Below are 20352 nucleotides of genomic sequence, written 5' to 3'. Positions count from 1 at the left end.
CATTTTCTGTTTTTCCGTAGCAGAGCGTTTGCGAGCACGATGAGCTTTCGCATGATGGCGGTTATGGCGAGTTTTGGCGCTTTTCCAGCGGCTTTGAGCTGGTCGTATTTGGTTTTGAGATCCGGGTTGAAGCGGCAGGCGACGAGCGCTGGCATGTAGAGTGCCTGCCGAACGATGGCCCTTGCGCCAGCAATGAACGCGCGTCCGGTCCATCGTCCGGATTGGCGGCTCATGGGGGCAAGACCGCAAAGGGCTGCGGCGGCTTTCTCCTCCAGTTCGCCCAGTTCCGGCATCTCGACAAGGAGTGTGAAGGCCGTGACCTGAGATATGCCGGGGATTGAAACGAGGATATCGAACCTGGCCTTGAGGGCCGCGTCCTCATCGATCAGCGCCATGATGGCGTCGTCCACGGCCTTGATCTGGCGTTCGATCTGCCGGAGCCTATCAGCATTGTGTCGCTTCAAGAGTGGGTTGGACAGGTTCTTTGCCCTGTTCTTTGCAGCAGTCCGGCATCGATCCTGTCCGTCTTGGCAAGCCTGCCGGTCGCTTCTGCAAAACGTCTGGCAAAGCGAGGATTGACCTTGGAGAGGACCAACCTCTGCACCATCATGAAACGCTCGAATGCCTTGTGGTAGGCACCGGTGGGTTCATAGACAATCCGCTCCACATCCTTTGTGCCGATCCATGTGAGAATGGCGGCGAACCCCTTGCGGTCATTGGCAACCTTCAAGGCTTGACCGTCCGGCATGCTGTAGAGGTCGATATGGTCTTTCGAGATGTCTGCGCCGATGGTAGTGTGCGTCATCTTTTCTGATCTCCCATGCTTGTCATCCGAGCCCAAAGCTCAGGTATCCGTTCAGGACGATGGGAAAAGATGGGGGCGATCACACTCTAGCTCGGCCCGGCATTCGCAAGAATGGCGGCCTGCATGTCCACGATCCGTCCCCCATCGCCGGAGAAGGATGGCGGTCCTCTCCGGCGCTTCTTTATCTCACAAAGAAGCACGGAAATCATAAGACAAGCATAGATTTAGTTGTAGAATGATCATCCCAGCAATGGGGATAGTTACCTGGCACAGTGTGGACGAATAAGATCAGGAAACGGTTATCTCGATCATTTGCGACTGGAAACCGCTACAATGCGCAGTCAACGTGATAACGCCTGAACCATCACTCGCCTCTAAATACACGCCGACAACGCCACCCTTGAAGCTGACGAGGCTTCCACCAATCAGGCGGCCTGGACCTTCAAGAGCAAGCGTGACAGGTTCGTTGAAGAAAGGCATTACATTTCCGGCTTGATCAAGAGCACGCAGGATAACGCGCGTCGTATCCTTGCAACCTCTCTCCAACAGGTCAGTATCGGCAACCATCGCGAGATTTGTCGGCACCGGATCTGCTGGCATGAAGATTGATTTCACCGCCACGCCATCCAGATATCCAACGATTGTACCATCTCGCCAGGTCATGCCCCATTCGCCGAACTCTTCCGGTGTCACCATATGGCGTTCCAGAATGCAGGGCGGATGATCGAGATGCGGGTAGGTCACTCTGTCCGGCTCAATGCGCTTGGCCACATTGCCGATCTTCACCTCAACATAGTCACAGTTGGTCAGAACGATCAGCGGAAGGACACCGCCGATGTTGCGCTCTCCACGCGCCCAGAACGTGACCGGTTGAAGCACCACTCCGTCGCTCGGCGACCCCTGGGATGCATAGACCGCGGCAGCGAACTTAGGTTCCCGATAGATATCGAGGACCCCATGGTAGCAGATGCGGTCACCAGATCCAAAATCCTTGTGCGTGTTGTAGTCGGCCATGCACCATCCGATGCAGCCAGACGTTGATGGCGTTCCGGCTGAAGCGTTGAGAATGGCAAGATGCCGGCTGACATGTTCCAGTTGGCGCTGTTCTTGATCGAAACGCTTGGTGGGATACATATGCCCGCCATATTCGGTCACAAGATATGGCACCTTGCGGTCGAGTCCGGTGACTTCCTGTTGATCCCTCAGGATGATCCGATCGCGATTGTGCTCCGGCAATTCTTCCATGCCGAGAATGAAGTCATTCATCGTGAAGACGTCTTCCAGCATTTCGCTTTCAGGGATGTAACGTACGCCGCCGGTCTGCCGAGTGGGATCCAACTCCCTCGCCACGCGATTTGTCTCGACGTAGAAGTCATGGTCGTCCTTGCTCTCATTGATCCGGACGCCCCAAATGATGATGGATGGATGGTTCCAGTCACGTTCGATCATGCGGCGCACGTTGCGAACGGACTCCGCCTTCCAGCTTTCACCGCCGATGTGCTGCCAACCGGGAATTTCTTCAAACACCAGCAAGCCGATTTCATCACAGCGATTGAGGAAATACGGCGACTGCGGATAGTGTGACGTCCGCACGATATTGCAGCGCAAATCGTGTTTCAGAATGTCGGCGTCTTTTTCCTGGCCACGCTGGCCCATGGCATAGCCAAGATGTGCCCAGGACTGGTGGCGGTTCAGGCCCCGCAGTTTTACAACTCGACCGTTGAGTTTAAAGCCATCCGTGGTGAATTCCGCTGTCCGGAAACCGAAACGGTGAGCACTTGTATCCCGCCCGGATGGAGCATCCAGCTCAAGTTCGAGCGTATAGAGGCGAGGATCGTCAATGTCCCACAACTGAATATTTCGAAGTCCTGAGAACTCGATTTCGACAGTTTCCGCGGCAATGGACACGCGATTGCGGGCGATCGTTTTACCATCACTCCCCTTTAGCGTGACGCCGATTTCTCCATTGATGCTCAAGCCTTGCGGGTTCGACAGGGCAACCCGTGCCTTGATTGTCTTTTCCTCGGCCAAGGCATCCGGCGTTTCAATCTTGACGAGCCCGACAGAGACCGGAGCGGTGGCCTTCAACCAGACATCGCGGTAGATGCCTGCATAGGTCAGATAATCGATGACGCCCCCGAATGGCGGAATCTCAGGGTTCTCAGACCCATCCACCCTGACCGTGATCAGATTTGAACCCTTGTTGAGATGGGGCGTCAGCCTGGCTTCGAAAGGTGTATATCCATCCTTGTGTGAAATGACCTCCATGCCATTCACAAACACGACGGCATCGGCCATGGCCCCGTCAAAAACCAGGCTGATTTCCCTCCCCTCGAAGTCATCACGCCAGGCAAGGCTTGTCTGATAAGTGAATGCTTTCTGGTAGCATTTCTCATCAAAGTAATTGTAGGGAAGCTCTACCGCAGTATGGGGAAGCGAAACGCTTTCGCCATTCACCTCCTCGGCGATCCAGCCCGCGTCGAAACCGTGCTTGAATGTCCAGCCCGAATTGAACCGCTCCCACATACGCATTAAACCCTCCAGATATTTATCGATTGGCAGTCCGAGCGGAATCGATCAGACCTTATACCTTGCGCATTGTGATAATAAGCAGCATCGGGTGGCGCAAGACACTTGTATGATCACCTGACCTCTTGCCATCCATACGTCCCGGATTGCGGGTATAGCGGTCAAACGCGAACAAGGAGAAACCTATGAGTCAGAGCTTCGATGTCGCAGTGATCGGACTGGGCGCCATGGGGAGCGCGGCTCTGGCGGAGCTGGCAGAACGCGGCCTGAAGGTCATCGGTTTCGAACGGCATTACCCTGCGCATCCTCTGGGATCGTCACATGGTGACAGCCGAATGATCCGCCTCGCCTATTTCGAAGACCCGTCTTATGTCCCAATTCTTCAGAGGGCCTATGCCAAGTGGCGCGAACTGGAGCAACGATCCGAACAAGAAGTCCTTTCCGTAACTGGCGTTCTCCAGATCGGACTGCCCGATAGCGACCTGCTTCGGGGTGTGCTTGCCTCCTGCGCGCTACACGGATTGAGCCATGAAGTGCTGGATGCGTCCAGTACGATGGCCCGTTTCCCGGCCTTTTCGCTCGACCCTGATGAGATGGCTGTCCTTGATCCCGAGGGAGGCTTCGTAAGGCCTGAGATAGCCGTCTCGCTTCAGGTCAAGCGGGCTGCAGCGGCAGGCGCAGTAGTGCATTTTGGGGAGACAATCACCCACATCGATCCGGACCATGGCGACGTCACGGTTGTATCGAACCACGGCAGATGTTTCGCGAAAAAGGTCATCGTCGCGACCGGCGCCTGGATCAACCAACTCGTTCCGCAGTTACAAGGGAAGGCAAAGCCGATCCGCCAGGTGGTTGCCTGGTATCATCCAAAGCAGGCGCTCGACGCACAACAGGGAAGAATGCCAGGTTTTATCCGCGACGAAGGTCCCGGTGGCGCGTTCTTCGGCTTTCCAGCCATCGGATCTGACGGCGTGAAGATTGGCCGGCATCTTCATTTCAATCAGCCCCTTGATCCGGATGAGCCGAATGCACCCGTCGACGATGAGGATTTTGCGCTTCTGGATCAATTCGCACACCATCGGCTACCAACGGTCGCGAGCTTCCGGCACAAAGCCATTACCTGTCGCTATACGATGATGCCGAACGAGAATTTCCTGATCGACTTCCTGCCCGGCACGGATGACATTATCATCTGCTCTGCTTGCTCGGGTCATGGCTTCAAGTTCGCCAGCGTCATCGGAGAAATTCTCGCCGATCTGGCACAGAAGAGCACCACCGATCTGCCGATCGGTTTATTCGCCTTTGATCGTCATTTTCCGAGCTGATCGTCTGGGGGCCTGGTTCAGCGGAACCTGTAAAGATTGAGGCTTACCCGCCCGTCGAGCGAGCAACCCTCAAACAAAGCTGAGTTTTCTTATACCCGCGATTCAAGGGCAGCCGTCATTCGGTCAAGCCCCTCCACCAGAAGCGAGCGGGGGCAACCGAAGTTGAGACGAATGAAATTGCCGTAGGCGGCACCAAAGTCGGACCCGGCACTGAATGCGACCTTGCCGCGGTTGAGGAAAAAGGCCTGCGGCGGCTCCGGTAGATCCAGCGCGCTGCAATCCAGCCAGGCAAGATAGGTACTTTGCGCGGGAACGATACGGATTTTCGGAAACCACCGCGCAATCTCGGACTGCAAGTAATCCCGATTACCTTCCAGATAGCTTAGAAGAGCCTCGCGCCACTCGCTTGCCGACGCATAGGCGGCATGAGCCGCTTCGAGACCGAAGAGATTGACGCTGTCGACCAGACCAACACGGGACGCGTTGAAGCGCTGGCGCAACTGCGGATTCGTGACGATTGCAAACGCCGCCTTCAGCCCCGCAATGTTGTAGGTCTTGCTCGCCGACATGAGCGTGATCGTACGATCCGCGATCTCTGCAGAGAGCGACGCAATGGGAATATGACGGCGGCCATCGAGTAGAAGCTCACAATGGATCTCGTCGGAGATCACCAGAACATCATGGCGAATGGCAGATTGTGCGATGTGGTCGAGCTCTTCGCGGGTGAAAACCTTACCCGTTGGATTATGCGGATTGCAGAAAAGAAATGCCCTTGAACGCCCCATTCCTTCGTCCAGGGCATCCGGATCCATGAAGTGGCCGTCGTTACTTTCTCTCAGCGGCACCTCGATGCTTTCCAGTCCCCAATGTCGGTGAGCGGTCAGAATGGGGTTGTAGACAGGTGTCTGGATCAGGAGCCCGTCACCTCGTTTGGTCTCTGACTTGAGCGCCATGTTGAAGCCTGGCTCGACGCCAGGAAGGAAAACGATGTCTTCCGGGCTGATCGTCCAACCATATTTCTTCTGCATATCATCGACGATCTGTGTCCGCAGACTGTCCTGTGGCAGACAATAGCCGAAGACGCCGTGCTCGACGCGGTGACGAAGCGCCTCGATCACCGATGGCGGTGCGGCGAAGTCCATATCCGCCACCCACATCGGCAATATGTCCGACGGATAGGCACCCCATTTCTTGGCGTCTGTACCGAGGCGAGTAACAACAGTGTCGAAATCAATTGAAGGCATGGTTTCCAGTTTCTGGCTTTGCGCGTGAGACTTTGGGAGTAAGGTTGAAGCAGCATCAAGCCAGCTCGGCAAGGCGTTTCTCCAGACGCAAAAGCAATCTGTCTACCTCTGCCACAGCCTTGGCACCGAGCGCCGCACCCGGGCGGCGCTGAGCCTGACTAGAGATAACGCCACGTTTCTCAAGCACGTATTTTCGCACCGCAAGACCGAGCCCGGGTTGCTGCTCGAAACGGGCCAGAGGAAGATAGGCATCAAAGAGGTCCTGTGCCCGATCAAGATTTCCTGCTCTGGCCAGTTGGCAGACATTGACCATCATCTCCGGAAAGGCAAAGCCCGTCATTGCGCCATCGGCACCACGCGCCATTTCTTCCGGCAAGAACACCCCGCCGTTACCGCAGAGAATGGAGATACGACGGCGACCGGCAGCTTCCGCAGCACGAAGTTCACTGATCTTGTCGAGCCCGGGCCAATCTTCATGTTTCAGCATCACCATGCTTGGAAGCGCCTCAATGATCGCACCGATCGTTCGAGGCGAAATCTGGACGCCCGTCACGAGAGGAAAGTCCTGCAAAACGAAAGGCACATCCTCACCAATCGTGGTAACGACGTTGCGATAATATCCGATAATCTGGTCGTCCGTGCGCAGGGAACCCGGTGGCGCGACCATGACACCTGCCGCTCCAAGGTCCATGACGGCTTTCGTCAACTCCCCAATGGCTGCAAGTCCCGGTGCCGAGACGCCGACGATGACGGGTCGTCCAGCAGAGCGAGCAAGAACCTGTTTTGTGATCGCAATCGATTCCTGTTGTGTAAGCTTCGGTGCCTCCCCCATGATGCCAAGAATGGTGAGGCCATCCGCGCCTTTGTCGAAATAGAAATCGATCATCCGATCGACGCTCGCGGTATCGATCGCTCCATCGTCCTTGAAGGGGGTGACGGCGATGATGTAAACGCCTTTGCTGTCGGCGGAAATGCGGCTCATACTCTGCCCTCTGCGGCCTAGATGCGGGAAAGTGGCTATTCATGCGCTGCGCGATATTGGCGCGACGGCGCATTTCTGGCATAGCCGCACCCGAAAACGCAAGGCGCCCGCGCGCCCTATTGCCTCCGCCCAATCCAGCGTCTATTTATTTCATATGAAATTAATAGACGCGATGGGAGTGAGATGACGACACAACGCATGCAGGGAACGCCTACCGAACTCTCAGCAAACCCGGAGTTTCTGGACCTGGGCGAGCTTGGGCATTCGCTCGGATTTCTCCTTCAAATGGCGTACAAAGCTGCATCTGAGGAACAATCGGAACTGCTCAAGGACGGCGATCCAGGCGTGAGTTTCAACGAGTTCATCGTCCTCAAGGCCATAGCCCTCAACCCGGGCATTGCGCAGGGCTTCCTGGCCGACTGGTACCGAATCACTTGGCCAAGCATGAGCAGACTGATTGCGTCGATGGAAAAACGTGATCTTGTTCGGCGGGTTATCCCTCCGGAAGATCGCCGCTGCGTCGGGCTCTGCCTGACCCCTGAGGGAGAATGCGCAGTCGTCAAACTTTCGGCGGCCGTGAACGCAGCCAATGAACAGGTCTTTAAGCATTTCAATGCTGACGAGAAAAACCTGCTGGCAACACTCCTTCGACGCATCGTCGACCGCCACGCCGCCGGCGGATCTGATGTACTCCCGGCGGCAACTACCACCTAAGCATCCGTCCGCCGAGCAGCCAGCCACCAAAGGCCACCAAGGTTATTCCGATGAAATACCACGTCGCCACAAACAGCGGACTGTCGTCAGGACAATGCAATGCATAAACGGACCCAGCAATTGCACCAGACGCAAACCCCGCGGCGGCACCGGCCAGTGACGGGCTCACAGGTGCTGCCTGCTTCAGCGCAGCGAACATAAGGGCCAGCGGAGCGAGCGACAGAAGTGGAAGGAACAGCAGGCAAAAGCCGGAATTTTGACCGATGAGCCTTGTTCCCCATTCTCCCGAAGCAACGCTTCTCAACTCCAGAACAATCCCCGCGCCAAGCAGGAGGACCGGCACCGCAAGAAGTGCGAGAGCTGGCTTTAGCGATACTCCCGGCTTTCCTATGATCAAGGCGATCCGAGTGCAGGTCGCAGCCAGAATGAACATCAGGCCGATCTTGAATGCAACGCGAGGGGTCTGTATCGCTTGCGCAAGATCGGGGCGCAGGCCGATGGTAGCGATCAGTAGCAGCACGGATATCAGAAGCCCGCCGATGACGGCGACTACGAAGACGGGATTGAGGCGATGCCTGACGCGCGCATCCTGTGTCATGAGTTTGATGAGGTCGTCTGTCTGCACGCTATTCACTCCTGTAGAGCATCGCCAGCCCTTTAAGTGCTCGATGCAGCGCGACCCGCACGGCGCCCTCTGACATTTTGAGGCGTTCCGCAGTTTCCCGAATGCCATCTCCGCTCACGGAGATGGAACGAACGATTTCGCGTTGTGGATCACGCAATCCTGCGAGCATCTTCTCCAGGTCGGCCGGTTCCAGCCCTGATCGACGATCTTCAGCCTGCAGCGTTTCCATTACGTCATCGATCGGTACACTGATATGCCTGCCGCGCTTGCGAAAGCTGTCGATCATCTTGTTCCGGACGATGGTCGATAGCCATGGCCCGATAGGGCGCGACGTATCCCATGTAGCGCGCTTGAGATGAACGGCCAGCAAAACCTCTTGAACAACGTCCTCCGCCTCACCCGCCGATACGCCCAGCATATTGCAACGCTTGCGGGCCATAGAACGCAGATAAGGCGTCACAGCCCGCAGAAAGCGATCATAGGCCGCGGCATCGCCATCCATGGCCAGACGCAGCCAGTTTCCCCACTCCGCCTCACGGGCCGATTGATTCATTCGCCCCTCAAACCCGGTATCCACCACCCCGTCGCACCAGACGATGCGCAGTTCGAAGTGCTGCGGAACGGCCTGATGGTTCCCTATTCAACTGTGAAGCAGGGAAGAGTTCAAGATAGACTGCGAAACACATCTTATACGCGGTCATGGTCCAGGGTGAGCCAGCTTTTTCTCTACGGCTTCACGGTCCGGCAGATGAGGTAATCAAGGGAGATGCGGCCCGCTCCCAATCGCATGATGCAAAGCGCCATCGCCGCCCAGGTCAAGTGAATTGGCCATCCGTCAGGAACAGTGATCTGTATGATAAGCGTCATGGCCAGCAGAGCGAGTGATGCAAAACGTGTCGCCAGACCGACCACGAGGAGCGCCGAGAAGACGACCTCGCTGCATCCCGACAGAAACGCCATCACCATGGGCATTGGATAGGGATAGGGTCCGCCCGGTAGATGAAGCATGAATTCCTGACTGAAGAGGTCGATCGCCGTATCACTGAGTTGCAGGAAGCCATCCCACTTCAGAATCCCGGACTTCCAAAACGGAATTGCGAGACCCAGTCGAACAATGAACGAGACTACATCCGGCTGAGCCAGTGATTGAATGCGTGAAAGTGCAACCGCAGTCATTTTTCCCAGGCTGTCGACAGCCGAGCGGTTTCCGGTCCGTGTCATATCAGTCATCGATATGGTCCATTTCGAGGGAGGAAAAGACGTTTGCCTCAAGCATGACGGCGATAAGCCGCGCCAGATCAAGGTCGGGGTTCAGGCTAAGCCCCACCTGCGCCGCATCCTGCAGATGCGCACCGTCAGACAAGGCAACCAAGAATTCGGCGGCGCCGGAATCCAGTAGTCTGACCTGGACCTGATTGCCGCTGCGCGTAATCAGGGCGTCTTCAGGCCTGTCGTCCACCGGCAAGACTTCACCGTCAGCCCGGTTTTGAGAGAAAATCGACACGGCAGGATGGAGAGAGCGCACGATCCTCGTGGCCGGATGCATGGTGAAGCGGATCAGGCCAACCCGTTCTTGCGGGATAGCAGCCAATCGCGCAGGATCGAGCCCATCTGCATCGGCCGCATAATAGGCATCCAGCCAGGCCCGCTCGATACGTGCGACATCCGGCAGCCATGGCATGGTCTGAGCATATTCGTAGGCTTCAATGAACTCGGCAAAATCTCGGCCATATTCGAAGAGGAGCGGCGACGAGGGCGGTTTGGCGCGAATGTAGAAGCGTGCCATGGCGCGAAAGAAATCAGGACCGGTGATGCGCTGGACGGCAGGGAAGATGGAAGCGACCGCGTTGATCAAACCGACCGTGACGTTGTTGCGATAGATATTGTAGCGGTCCGCGAGCACTGTACCCTGCGGGGAGCGCAGGTCTTTGGGAACAGGCGAATCTGGCGCAAGAAGGCCTGACGAAAACAGAAATGCCTGCTCCCCACCCGACTGCGAGAGCTGAACAGTGTTATTCTGCGGCATCACGCACCTGCCCTGTCGCACCATGACGATCCAGAATTTCCTGAGCGGCAAGCGCTTCGGCGCGCAAAACAGGCCAGTCGGGGATCTCACTATCCCATTCGATCAATGTCGGAACAGCACCGCAGCGAGCGATGATTGTCTCGTAAAGTTGCCAGACCGCATCGGCGACGGGCCCGTCGTGGCTGTCGATCAGAACCGGTTGGCCTTCACTGTCCACCTGCTCCGCGTGGCCGGCCAGATGCACCTCATCGACGGCATTGAGCGGAAAGGCTTCCAGATAGGTGATGGGTGAGAAACGATGATTGGCCGCGGATACAAAGACATTGTTGATGTCGAGCAGGAGCCCGCAGCCGGTGCGTCTGACGACTTCAGCGAGGAAATCGGTTTCACTGATCGTCGAATGATCGAAGGCCACATAGGTTGACGGGTTTTCCAGGAGAATCCGTCGTCCTATCGTCGACTGCATGCGGTCGACATGCTCACAGACATGCAGAAGTGTTGTCAGGTTGTAGGGCAGTGGCAGCAGGTCGTTGAAGAAGACATTTTCATGGGTCGACCACGCCAGGTGCTCGGAAACCATCGCAGGTTCGTAACGCTCGACAAGTATTCTAAAGCGCTCGAGATGCTGCGGATCCAAGGGTGATGGCCCGCCCAGCGACATGCAGACCCCGTGAATGGATACGGGATAGTCTCGCCGGATTGCTTCCAGTGCCGCATGCGCGGGACCACCAGCACCCATGTAGTTTTCGGCATGGACCTCGAAGAAACCCTGTTGTGGTGGATCCTCGAGGATCGCTGCAAAATGCTCCGGCTTGAAACTCGTACCGGCCTGCCCGGCCACACGATGAGGTGTGAAGCGGAGAGTTTCAGCCTTGCCTGCAGGCTGCTGCCGTATCAAATGCGTTCTGGTCATTCGACCCTCCGCTCCCACCAGCTTGAACTCAGGTGTCGCGTGTCAAGGGCGTCAGCGAGCCCTTGCGATCACCGGGCAACTGAAGCGACGTGCAGGTGCCGCCCTGAACGAACTTCCATGCATTGCCCTGGAAGTCCTTGGTCGAACTGCCTTGGCAGGTGGTGCCTGGACCCGCTGCGCAATCGTTCTGACCCTTGAGCGAAACGCCAAAGCACTTTTCTTTCTTGGCCGCCACAGCAGCGTCGGCTTCCGCCTTGGTAAGGGGACCGGCGATTGCGAGCGTCGATAGTGCAGAGGTGATTGCACCGGCGAGCAGCACAGTGCTTATTGAGGCTTTCGACATCATATGTTCTCCGTTGCTGGTGGTGCCGCATTGGGCGACACACAGGCAATTCGGCAACGGGAGGTCATTCGTTACAGGCGGGATGATAACGAACGCGTGATCGTCAAGCTCAGCAGTGGCGCAGTGTAACAAGACTCAACTCAATCCGATGAGCTTAAAATCGAATGAAGTGAGGCACCCACCCAAAGTGCCATGACGATGTTGAAGACCGAAACGGGCGCGTCGCAAAGTAACTTTGTGCCATTGCACTCGCTTATGGCGATTGGCAAGAATTGGAGCCGATCTACCAATCGCCCCCCAATTCGTACTCAAGAATTTCCGACAAACAGAACTACTTAGAGCGGGGTTCGATCTGATTGGATCAATTCTGTTGGCTCAAACAGACTCACATTCCAACTGTAGGCCACGAACAGAGCCGACCAGCTGATACCAATCAGCCCGCCTCCAATTACCGATACTGAATCATTCACAGGCCGAGCCATCCCAATGCTTTGCTTAGCGCAAGTTCGATTGGTGGACCGTCTCACAACGGAGCTGAATACGTCAATCCAAAGATTATAACATTATGTCTTTTATACCTTTAAACCCGTGCGGGCGCTTCGCCATTCGGGTCGCGCGGAAATCAGGAGCCAGCCAGAAAGTTGCTTCACATTAGTTTGAGCAGACCTGGTCTAACCGTTGTCGACGGCGGTTCCAGATGAGGCAGGTATCTGGCGGGTCCTGTGTCTGGATCCGCGAAATCGGCAATGGGAGACCCACATGCCCGGAAAGGTTCATCTTGAAGTTTCGAGACGCGACCTACTTAAAACATCGGCCGCAACCATCGCGGCAACCGGAGTCGCCGGTGTTGGGGCGGCACAGCCTGCGGAAACCAAAATGAAATCATCCACAACCGTCTCTTTCAGCGTTAACGGAAAAGCCGAGAAGCTTGAACTCGATAACCGTACCACGTTGCTGGATGCTCTGCGCGAGCACCTGCATCTGACAGGTACGAAGAAGGGCTGCGATCACGGCCAGTGCGGTGCGTGCACTGTTCTGGTCGATGGACAGCGCATCAATTCCTGTCTCTCGCTCGCCGTGATGCATGAGGGTGACAAGATCACCACCATAGAAGGTCTTGGCCAGCCAGGCGCTCTGCACCCCATGCAGACTGCTTTCGTGAAGCATGACGGCTTCCAGTGCGGTTATTGCACACCGGGACAAATCTGTTCCTCGGTGGCGGTTCTTGAAGAGATCAAGGCCAACATCCCAAGCCATGTCACCAAGGATATGCAAGCCAAGGTGACTGCGACGCCAGAAGAGATCCGGGAGCGAATGAGCGGCAATATCTGTCGATGCGGGGCCTATTCGAACATCGTTGAAGCGATCACAGACGTCGCAGGGAGCCGCGCATGAAAGCCTTTACTTACGAGCGGGCGACTTCGGTGGAACAGGCTGCGTCGATGGCCGCTTCGAACCCGGACGCGCGGTTCATCGCAGGTGGCACGAACCTGCTCGATCTGATGAAACTTCAGATCGAAACGCCCCTGTATCTCATCGACATCAACCACGTTGGTCTCGACAAGATCGAACCGACGGATGACGGCGGTTTACGCATCGGCGCAATGGTGCGCAATACGGCACTCGCAGCCGATGAGCGCGTCAGGCGCGATTACTCGGTTCTGAGCCGAGCGCTTGTAGCCGGTGCGTCGGGCCAGTTGCGCAACAAGGCAACAACGGCGGGCAACCTTCTTCAACGCACACGCTGTCCTTACTTTTACGATACGAACCAGCCGTGCAACAAGCGGCAACCGGGTAGTGGCTGTTCCGCCATTGGCGGCTTCTCACGGCAGCATGCAGTCGTTGGGACGAGTGAGGCCTGTATTGCAACGCATCCGAGCGACATGGCAATAGCAATGCGGGCGTTGGATGCAAAGGTTGAAACAGTTAAAGGTGACGGCACCCGCAGGACGATACCGATTGCCGATTTTCATCGGCTACCGGGTGACACGCCGCACATCGAAACGAATCTCGAGCGCGGTGAATTCATAACAGCGGTCAACTTGCCCGCGCCGATTGGTGGAAAACACGTCTATCGTAAAGTTCGCGATCGCGCTTCCTACGCCTTTGCGCTGGTATCGGTCGCGGCGGTCGTCCAACCGGATGGAACCGGCCGCTTTGCGATTGGCGGCGTGGCGCACAAGCCATGGCGTGTCGATGCGGCTGATGCACGACTTAAGGCCGGTGCCAGAGAGGCGGCCAGAGCGGCATTGGCCGATGCGCGACCAACCGAGCAGAACCGTTACAAGCTCGACCTTGTCGAACGTACGCTGGGCGCAGCCCTGGCTGAAGCAAAGGGCTGAACAGATGAAATTCGAGAAACCAGCCGAAATGAACCCGATCGACCGGATGAAGGTCGTTGGTCAGCCCATCCGCCGCATTGACGGTGAGCTGAAGGTCAGTGGTCAGGCAAAGTATGCCTATGAATGGCATGACCCTGCCGGACGATATGCCTACGGGTACCCGGTCGGATCCGCCATTGCCAAGGGGCATATCCTTGCCATCGATAGTGAGGCGGCTCAGCGGGCGCCGGGCGTTCTCAAAGTGGTGACGACCCTTGATGTCGGTGATCGCGAAAAGGGAAAATTCAATACGGCCAAACTGTTCGGCGGCAGCGAAATCCAGCACTACCATCAGGCGGTCGCAGTGGTCGTGGCGGAAACATTCGAACAGGCCAGAGACGCGGCCGCGCTTCTCAAGATCGAATATGCTGAAGAAGCTGGATCTTTCTCGCTGAAAGAGGCCAAGTCATCAGCCGTGAAGCCGAAAGATGCGGGCGGCTCCGAACCGGATACATCCGTTGGGGATTTCACCGGTGCCTTCCGTTCGGCGGAGGTGACGCTTGACGAAGAGTATTCGACCCCCGACCAGTCCCACTCGATGATGGAACCGCACGCTTCGCTTGCCGCCTGGGATGGTGACGAGTTGACGCTCTGGACCTCCAGCCAGATGATCGACTGGTGGCGCGGTGATCTGGCTACAACACTTGGCATAGACAAGGAAAAGATCACGCTGATGTCGCCCTTCATCGGCGGCGGTTTCGGTGGCAAACTTTTCTTGCGCGCTGATGCAGTTCTCGCAGCCTTCGCAGCCAAGGCAATCGGACGTCCAGTCAAGGTAGCGCTGCCGCGTCCTTTGATGGCCAACAACACTACACATCGTCCGGCCACCATACAGCGCATCCGCATCGGGGCGTCCAAAGACGGCAAGATTTCCGCCATCGGTCATGAAAGCTGGTCGGGCGACCTCGCTGGTGGTCAGCCGGAAGCAGCAGTGATGCAGACGCGTCTGCTTTACGCGGGCAAAAACAGAATGACGGCCATGCGGCTTGCAACCCTGAACCTGGCGGAAGGCAATGCCATGCGTGCGCCGGGAGAGGCGCCGGGATTGATGGCCCTTGAGATCGCCATGGATGAAATGGCCGAAAAGCTCGGCATGGATCCCGTCGCCTTCCGCAAGCTGAACGACACCCAGATGGACCCGGAAAATCCGGAACGCCCATTCACGCAGCGAAATCTCAATGGATGTCTTGATCTCGGCGCTGAGCGCTTCGGCTGGAAAAATCGGGGCAAGCCTAGGTCTCGCACAGAGGGTAACATGCTGATCGGCATGGGTGTTGCCGCCGCCTTCAGGAACAACCTACTGCTTCCATCTGCTGCACGCGTTCGGCTCGATCAAAGTGGTACCCTGACGGTCGAGACAGACATGACGGACATCGGCACGGGCAGCTATACAATTATCGCGCAAACCGCAGCGGAAATGCTCGGGCTTCCGATCAACCGCGTGGCTGTGCATCTGGGTGACAGCCGTTTCCCGGTCTCCGCTGGCTCAGGTGGGCAGTTCGGCGCCAACTGTTCCACCTCAGGCGTTTATGCGGCTTGCGTGAAGTTGCGCGAAGCAATCGCCGCCAAGCTCGGTTTCAATTCGGCAGATGCCGTGTTCGAGGATGGCCAGGTGCGGCTCGGAAACCGCGCTGTGCCTCTGGCTGATGCGGTCGGCACTGAAGGTCTGACCGGCGAGGACGGGGTTGAGTGGGGCGATCTCTCGGAGACACATCAGCAATCGACCTTCGGTGCGCACTTTGTCGAGGTTGGCGTTGACAGATTTACGGGTGAAACGCGCATTCGCCGAATGCTGGCTGTCTGTGCGGCTGGCCGCATTCTCAATCCGGTCACTGCCCGGAGCCAGGTCATTGGTGCCATGACGATGGGTGTGGGCGGCGCGCTGACGGAAGAGCTTGCTGTTGACGAGCGTCGCGGCTTCTTCGTCAACCACGACCTGGCAGGCTACGAGGTGCCGGTTCACGCCGATATTCCGCATCAGGAAGTCATCTTCATGGAGGAGGCCGATCCCTATTCGTCACCCATGAAGGCGAAGGGCGTTGGCGAACTCGGTCTTTGCGGCGTGTCTGCAGCGATTGCAAACGCCATCTATAATGCGACAGGCGTACGGTTGCGCCATTATCCGCTGACCCTCGACAAGATGTTGCACCAACTGCCCGATGTAGCATGACTTATACGTTACGATGGCCCAGTCCGTGTTGCGGCTGGGCCGTCATTGACGCGGCTTGCGGAATATCATGGCCAGAACTCGATAGCCTCGTCAATTTCCTTTTTTGATCGAAGAGGGCTTGGGATTTCTTTAACTTTGGTCCGCAGGCACCTTTTTTATCTCAAGCCCTTGGAACATAATCGCCTTCGTCCACTTTACAGCTTGATTCAACGTGCAGCCACTCGATCCTGACAATCAATTTCTGAGCTTGAGCGAGCTAACACTACATGCGGGTGTCACAAAGCTTGTCGTTCATGCTTGGGAGCGACGCTACGGCCTAAAGCCACAAACTCGGACAGGATCAAAAAGGCGTCTTTACACCTTCGAGCAGGCAGAGCGTTTCCGCCTGCTGAAGAAAGGTAGTGATGCAGGTTATCGCATCGGTAGCCTGATTGGATACTCGCTGGACGATCTCTACCGACTTGAGAGGGAACTCGATGTCCAAGCCGGACTGGCTATAGGCTTCGACCTGCTAACATCCAAAAAGCTTGAAGAGCTCGAAGTCTGGTTGATCCAACTTTCCGAACAGCAGAGCCTCGATAGCTTCATTCTCCACAGCGTCCCGTATCTCATGCAAAATCTTGGAAAGCTTTGGGTCGGCCAACAGATTTCCATTGCAGACGAGCATTTTGTAACGGCCTGCGTCAAACGCATCCTACTTGGCAAACTTCACATGATGTCGCCAGCGCCCAGAGTAGCGCCATGGATCGTGGCGACAACGCCAGAAGGTGACAGTCATGAATTGGGCGCACTCTGCGCTGCAATTCTGGCCAGACGAAATGGCTGGAACGTTCTCTATCTTGGCCCAAACTTGCCCGCTTCGGAAGTTGCCCGACTAAGCAACCGCTATTCAGCACGCTACATATGTCTGAGTACAAGTAGCTTCTCCCCAAAGCGTCTCAGCAGTTATCTACTAAGTCTGGAAGAATGTACTGGTCCGGACACGATGATGATCGTCGGTGGAGCATCAACTTCGACACTGGCAAGCTCAGAACGCCGAATCGTCTTGAATGCGCTCGAAGATATGATCCAATATCTAGTTTTTGATTAGAAATTGCCTATCCAGTAGACCATGCGATTTTTTACCTATGATTCTTTGCTAGAATAGGAGTTGTGAACATATACATACTTGCCAGTAATTAGCGAATTCTCAATTTTTGTCTATTTTAATGGCCTCAAATAGCGCACCGTGATTGAATGCGAGGGGGTTGAAATGAGCATTGCGTCAGTTCTTAAGTTGAAATCTGCTGTCAAGGATTTTGCACTCGACGCATTACAGGCAAACGTTATGGTTGCCGATGCTGGGTTCAATATCGTGTACATGAATCCTTCAGTCATCGAACTGCTCAAAAAGGCAGAAAATGATCTGAAAAAGGATCTGCCCCGCTTCAGTGTCGACAAGCTGATTGGCAGCAACATAGACGTATTCCACAAAAATCCCTCTCACCAGCGAAATATGTTGAATAGTCTTCGTGATCGACACAGTGCGACGATCCGGGTTGGCGGACTGATATTCGATCTCGTCGTCACGCCGTTGATGAACCGCGAGAAGCTGGCGGGCTTTGTTGTCGAGTGGGCGGATGCCAAGGCACGTCTTCTGAATGTTGATTATGCTGCTCAGATCGCAGCCATCAGCCGGTCGCAGGCTATCATCGAATTCGATGTTGATGGCAACATCATGGGAGCCAATGAGAACTTTCTCAAGCTCATGGGATATACCGCGGCTGAACTCATTGGCAAAAACCACAGCATTTTCGTCGCGCAAGGCTTTTCCGCCACGGATGAATATAAGCATTTCTGGAAAGAGTTGCGCGAAGGACGATATCAGGCCGCTGAGTTCAAACGCTGGACGAAAAGCGGGCAGGAAGTGACGATTTCCGCATCGTACAATCCCATTCTTGACATCCATGGCAAGGTTGTGAAGGTGGTGAAATTTGCGACTGACGTCACCGCACGCGTTCAAACAGTGGGTCAACTGGGTGAAGCATTGAAACGTCTTTGCTCGGGAGATTTCGCGTTCAAGCTTTCTCAGCCTTTCGCCCCGGAATTCGAGTTTTTGCGCCACGACTTGAACCAGTCGGTGAGCCAGCTTTGCGAGACCTTCCAGAAGATTTCGAGCAGTATCGAGGTCATCACTCAGGGTACACGCGAAATCTCAGAAGGTGTGTCGGCTCTCTCAAGCCGAACGGAAGGACAAGCAGCAAGCCTTGAGGAAACGGCTGCAGCACTTGAGGAAATTACCTCGAACGTTGGAGCATCTGCACAACGTGCACAGGAAGCGCGCGATGTTGCAGGGACTGCAAAAACAAGCGCGCAACAGTCTGGCGAAGTCGTGGCCAAAGCGGTCGATGCCATGAGCAAGATCGAAGAGTCCTCATCGAAGATCTCCAGTATTATTGGTGTTATTGATGAAATCGCATTCCAGACAAACCTGCTGGCGTTGAACGCGGGTGTCGAAGCGGCAAGGGCTGGCGAAGCAGGCCGAGGTTTTGCCGTCGTAGCTCAGGAAGTGCGTGAGCTGGCGCAACGCTCTGCCAAGGCAGCTAGGGAAATCAAGGACCTCATTCAGAACTCCACTGGTGAAGTGGCCACGGGCGTAAAGCTTGTGCGTGATACGGGCGGAGCGCTGCAGGCAATCAGTGACCTTATCGTACAAATTAACGATCATGTCGTCGCAATCTCCACCGCTGCCAAAGAGCAATCGACGGGGCTCTCCGAGGTGAATGGCGCGGTGAACAGCATGGATCAGGCGACTCAACAGAACGCTGCCATGGTCGAAGAAAGCAGCGCCGCTGCAGCCACACTGGAGAATGAGACGCAAACACTACGCTCTATGATGGCTTCCTTTGATCTAGGCAACACTACACGCAGCAATGTCAGAACAGGATATCATCGCGCCGCGTAGCGTACATAGGATCAAATGGGAGTGCTGTCCGGCTTTACGTCCGGATTGCGTAAAATCAGATAGAATTTGCATTCTAGAGCGGGGCTCGACCTGATTGAATCATTCTGCAACAATGGATTTTCGTCAGGATCAAGGATTTTGCCGAAGGGCATATCTGGATATATGTCCGAGGCGAAAGCCGCCGATAGTGGCGAAAATGCATGTCGCCCACCGGCCACGCCGCTTTGCCGAGGCAAAGCGACAAGCGTGTCCGGCACTTCAAATGCTTGCCGGATTGAAAGGCAATCCGGCGGGAGGGTTGGACGAAACCGGCCATCCACTTTGTCGAAGTGCTTGGGCGTAGCTTAAGGCTACGCCACGCGCCCATCGTCCCAAGTGGAACGAACCGGTTTGAGCCAATGGAAGATGCACGGGGTCCCCTACAGGATAAGCGGCTGTGACGGCGTTCTTTACAAAGCTTGATATGCTCGTTCCAATAACTAACGTCTATTCTTGCCGGACCGCTTTCTAGATGGCTGAAATCTATTCGCCAACGCCGCTCTATCATCGCATCTATGCCGTCATGCGCGAGCGGATTATCAAAGGTTATTATCCTAGCGACGTTCCGGTCCCAAGCGAGGCAGAACTGTCCGAGAGCTTTTCGGTCAGCCGGATCACCATCCGCAAGGCAATGGAAATGCTGACAGCGGAAGGGCTAGTTACGCGCACGCGCGGACGCGGCACGTTCGTCAACGACCGGATCAAAGAAAACCAGCTCAATCGTGCCGTGGTGTCCAATATCAACGGGCTGTTCAGCTATCTCAATGCGGTTGGTCAAAGCACACGATTAAAAGTTATCAGCCTTGAGCTTGGCGAGGCGCCGCCACGAATTTGCGCGCAAATGGGTGTTTCGCCGACAACTCCGCTGGTTCGTGCGGTACGCGTTCGCATTCTCGATAAGCGCCCCTATTCCCTATCCATCGCCTATCTCTTGCCTGAAATCGGCCAGCCGCTAAGGCGGCAAGATCTAGCAACAACGAACATGATCGACCTGGTTCAGCAGGCTGGTGCAACAGTGGAGCAGGTCGAGCAGACATTAACCGCGACCCTCGCCGACGATTACGCCGCCAAGCATCTCGAAATTCCGGTTGGCGCACCGCTGATGCTCGTCAATCGGCTGTTTTTCAATGCAAATCTCACGCCGTTTTACGTAGCCGAGATCTTCTACTGCGCTGACCGCTACGAGTATCGCGTGTCTCTGAAAAGAGAAGACGGCAAGGATTTCTCTCTCGGGAACTAGGTCGTGGTGATGATTTAAGGATTGGGATTCCCAAAAGAGCGCAAATCGGATTCAAAGCTGATTTTGGAGATC

The 20352-nt window shown here is 55.8% G+C and carries 17 protein-coding genes, 1 tRNA gene and 1 pseudogene; 8 read left to right on the top strand and 11 right to left on the bottom strand.

The genetic code is table 11. The features are described from left to right. Positions 1-805: pseudogene (locus MUU53_RS20800) on the bottom strand (IS110 family transposase); the annotation flags it as partial. 288 nt (positions 806-1093) lie between these two features. Continuing rightward, the gene (locus MUU53_RS20795) at positions 1094-3337 is read right to left on the bottom strand and encodes a glycoside hydrolase family 2 protein (protein WP_247262586.1); all 2244 of its coding nucleotides are present in this window, start codon (positions 3335-3337) and stop codon (positions 1094-1096) included. 182 nt (positions 3338-3519) lie between these two features. On the opposite strand from MUU53_RS20795, the gene solA reads away from it, so the two are divergent. Beyond that, positions 3520-4659 (top strand): N-methyl-L-tryptophan oxidase, encoded by a 1140-nt coding sequence (gene solA, locus MUU53_RS20790; protein ID WP_247262585.1) that lies wholly within the window; start codon positions 3520-3522, stop codon positions 4657-4659. Between the two features lie 89 nt (positions 4660-4748). Here solA and MUU53_RS20785 read toward each other — a convergent pair whose 3' ends face one another. Together MUU53_RS20785 and MUU53_RS20780 are read right to left on the bottom strand one after the other, a co-directional pair. Then, positions 4749-5903, bottom strand: coding sequence for a MalY/PatB family protein (locus tag MUU53_RS20785; RefSeq protein ID WP_247262584.1), 1155 nt, complete (start codon positions 5901-5903; stop codon positions 4749-4751). Positions 5904-5958: 55 nt separating this feature from the next. Next, a complete protein-coding gene (locus tag MUU53_RS20780) occupies positions 5959-6885 on the bottom strand; it encodes a dihydrodipicolinate synthase family protein (RefSeq protein ID WP_247262583.1) in 927 nt (308 codons plus the stop codon). 183 nt (positions 6886-7068) lie between these two features. Here MUU53_RS20780 and MUU53_RS20775 point away from each other — a divergent pair, with 183 nt between their 5' ends. After that, positions 7069-7599, top strand: a complete 531-nt coding sequence (locus MUU53_RS20775; RefSeq protein WP_247262582.1) for a MarR family winged helix-turn-helix transcriptional regulator — start codon at positions 7069-7071, stop codon at positions 7597-7599. Here MUU53_RS20775 and MUU53_RS20770 read toward each other — a convergent pair. From MUU53_RS20770 to MUU53_RS20745, 6 genes are all read right to left on the bottom strand, one after another. After that, a complete protein-coding gene (locus MUU53_RS20770; protein WP_247262581.1) occupies positions 7589-8224 on the bottom strand; it encodes an NrsF family protein in 636 nt (211 codons plus the stop codon). The two genes, MUU53_RS20775 and MUU53_RS20770, sit on opposite strands and share 11 nt — an antisense overlap. A 1-nt stretch (position 8225) precedes the next feature. Next, on the bottom strand, positions 8226-8777 hold the full coding sequence (locus MUU53_RS20765; protein WP_247262580.1) for a sigma-70 family RNA polymerase sigma factor: 552 nt from the start codon (positions 8775-8777) through the stop codon (positions 8226-8228). 173 nt (positions 8778-8950) lie between these two features. Beyond that, positions 8951-9400 carry a DoxX family protein gene (locus MUU53_RS20760; RefSeq protein WP_247262588.1) on the bottom strand — a complete coding sequence of 150 codons (450 nt, stop codon included), beginning with the start codon at positions 9398-9400 and terminating at the stop codon, positions 8951-8953. Positions 9401-9446: 46 nt separating this feature from the next. Then, on the bottom strand, positions 9447-10250 hold the full coding sequence (locus MUU53_RS20755) for an HvfC/BufC N-terminal domain-containing protein (protein WP_247262579.1): 804 nt from the start codon (positions 10248-10250) through the stop codon (positions 9447-9449). Continuing rightward, positions 10237-11163, bottom strand: coding sequence for an MNIO family bufferin maturase (bufB, locus tag MUU53_RS20750; RefSeq protein ID WP_247262578.1), 927 nt, complete (start codon positions 11161-11163; stop codon positions 10237-10239). Before bufB ends, MUU53_RS20755 begins: the two co-directional genes overlap by 14 nt. Positions 11164-11191: 28 nt before the next feature. Continuing rightward, the gene (locus MUU53_RS20745; protein WP_247262577.1) at positions 11192-11509 is read right to left on the bottom strand and encodes a BufA1 family periplasmic bufferin-type metallophore; all 318 of its coding nucleotides are present in this window, start codon (positions 11507-11509) and stop codon (positions 11192-11194) included. A 756-nt stretch (positions 11510-12265) separates the two neighbouring features. Between MUU53_RS20745 and paoA the strand changes: the two genes are divergently transcribed. Then, complete coding sequence (gene paoA / locus MUU53_RS20740; RefSeq protein WP_247262576.1) at positions 12266-12901, top strand: aldehyde dehydrogenase iron-sulfur subunit PaoA; 636 nt, start codon at positions 12266-12268, stop codon at positions 12899-12901. A 210-nt stretch (positions 12902-13111) separates the two neighbouring features. Here the strand turns inward: paoA and MUU53_RS20735 are convergent. Further along, positions 13112-13209, bottom strand: a tRNA-Leu gene (locus MUU53_RS20735). Between MUU53_RS20735 and MUU53_RS20730 the strand changes: the two genes are divergently transcribed. The 5 genes from MUU53_RS20730 (at position 13204) to MUU53_RS20710 (ending at position 20280) form a co-directional block, all read left to right on the top strand. After that, positions 13204-13848, top strand: a complete 645-nt coding sequence (locus tag MUU53_RS20730; protein WP_247262575.1) for an FAD binding domain-containing protein — start codon at positions 13204-13206, stop codon at positions 13846-13848. The two genes, MUU53_RS20735 and MUU53_RS20730, sit on opposite strands and share 6 nt — an antisense overlap. Positions 13849-13852: 4 nt before the next feature. Next, on the top strand, positions 13853-16057 hold the full coding sequence (gene paoC, locus MUU53_RS20725; protein WP_247262574.1) for an aldehyde oxidoreductase molybdenum-binding subunit PaoC: 2205 nt from the start codon (positions 13853-13855) through the stop codon (positions 16055-16057). 211 nt (positions 16058-16268) lie between these two features. Continuing rightward, the gene (locus MUU53_RS20720; protein WP_247262573.1) at positions 16269-17147 is read left to right on the top strand and encodes a MerR family transcriptional regulator; all 879 of its coding nucleotides are present in this window, start codon (positions 16269-16271) and stop codon (positions 17145-17147) included. 138 nt (positions 17148-17285) lie between these two features. Continuing rightward, positions 17286-19001 (top strand): methyl-accepting chemotaxis protein, encoded by a 1716-nt coding sequence (locus MUU53_RS20715; RefSeq protein ID WP_343229128.1) that lies wholly within the window; start codon positions 17286-17288, stop codon positions 18999-19001. Between the two features lie 511 nt (positions 19002-19512). Then, positions 19513-20280 carry a GntR family transcriptional regulator gene (locus MUU53_RS20710; RefSeq protein ID WP_247262572.1) on the top strand — a complete coding sequence of 256 codons (768 nt, stop codon included), beginning with the start codon at positions 19513-19515 and terminating at the stop codon, positions 20278-20280. Positions 20281-20352: the final 72 nt, after the last annotated feature.

The organism is Affinirhizobium lemnae, from assembly GCF_022968395.1.
GTDB classification, from domain to species: Bacteria; Pseudomonadota; Alphaproteobacteria; order Rhizobiales; family Rhizobiaceae; genus Neorhizobium; species Neorhizobium lemnae.
Note: the sequence above shows the minus strand (reverse complement) of the source record. Positions and strands in the feature narration are given on the sequence as shown.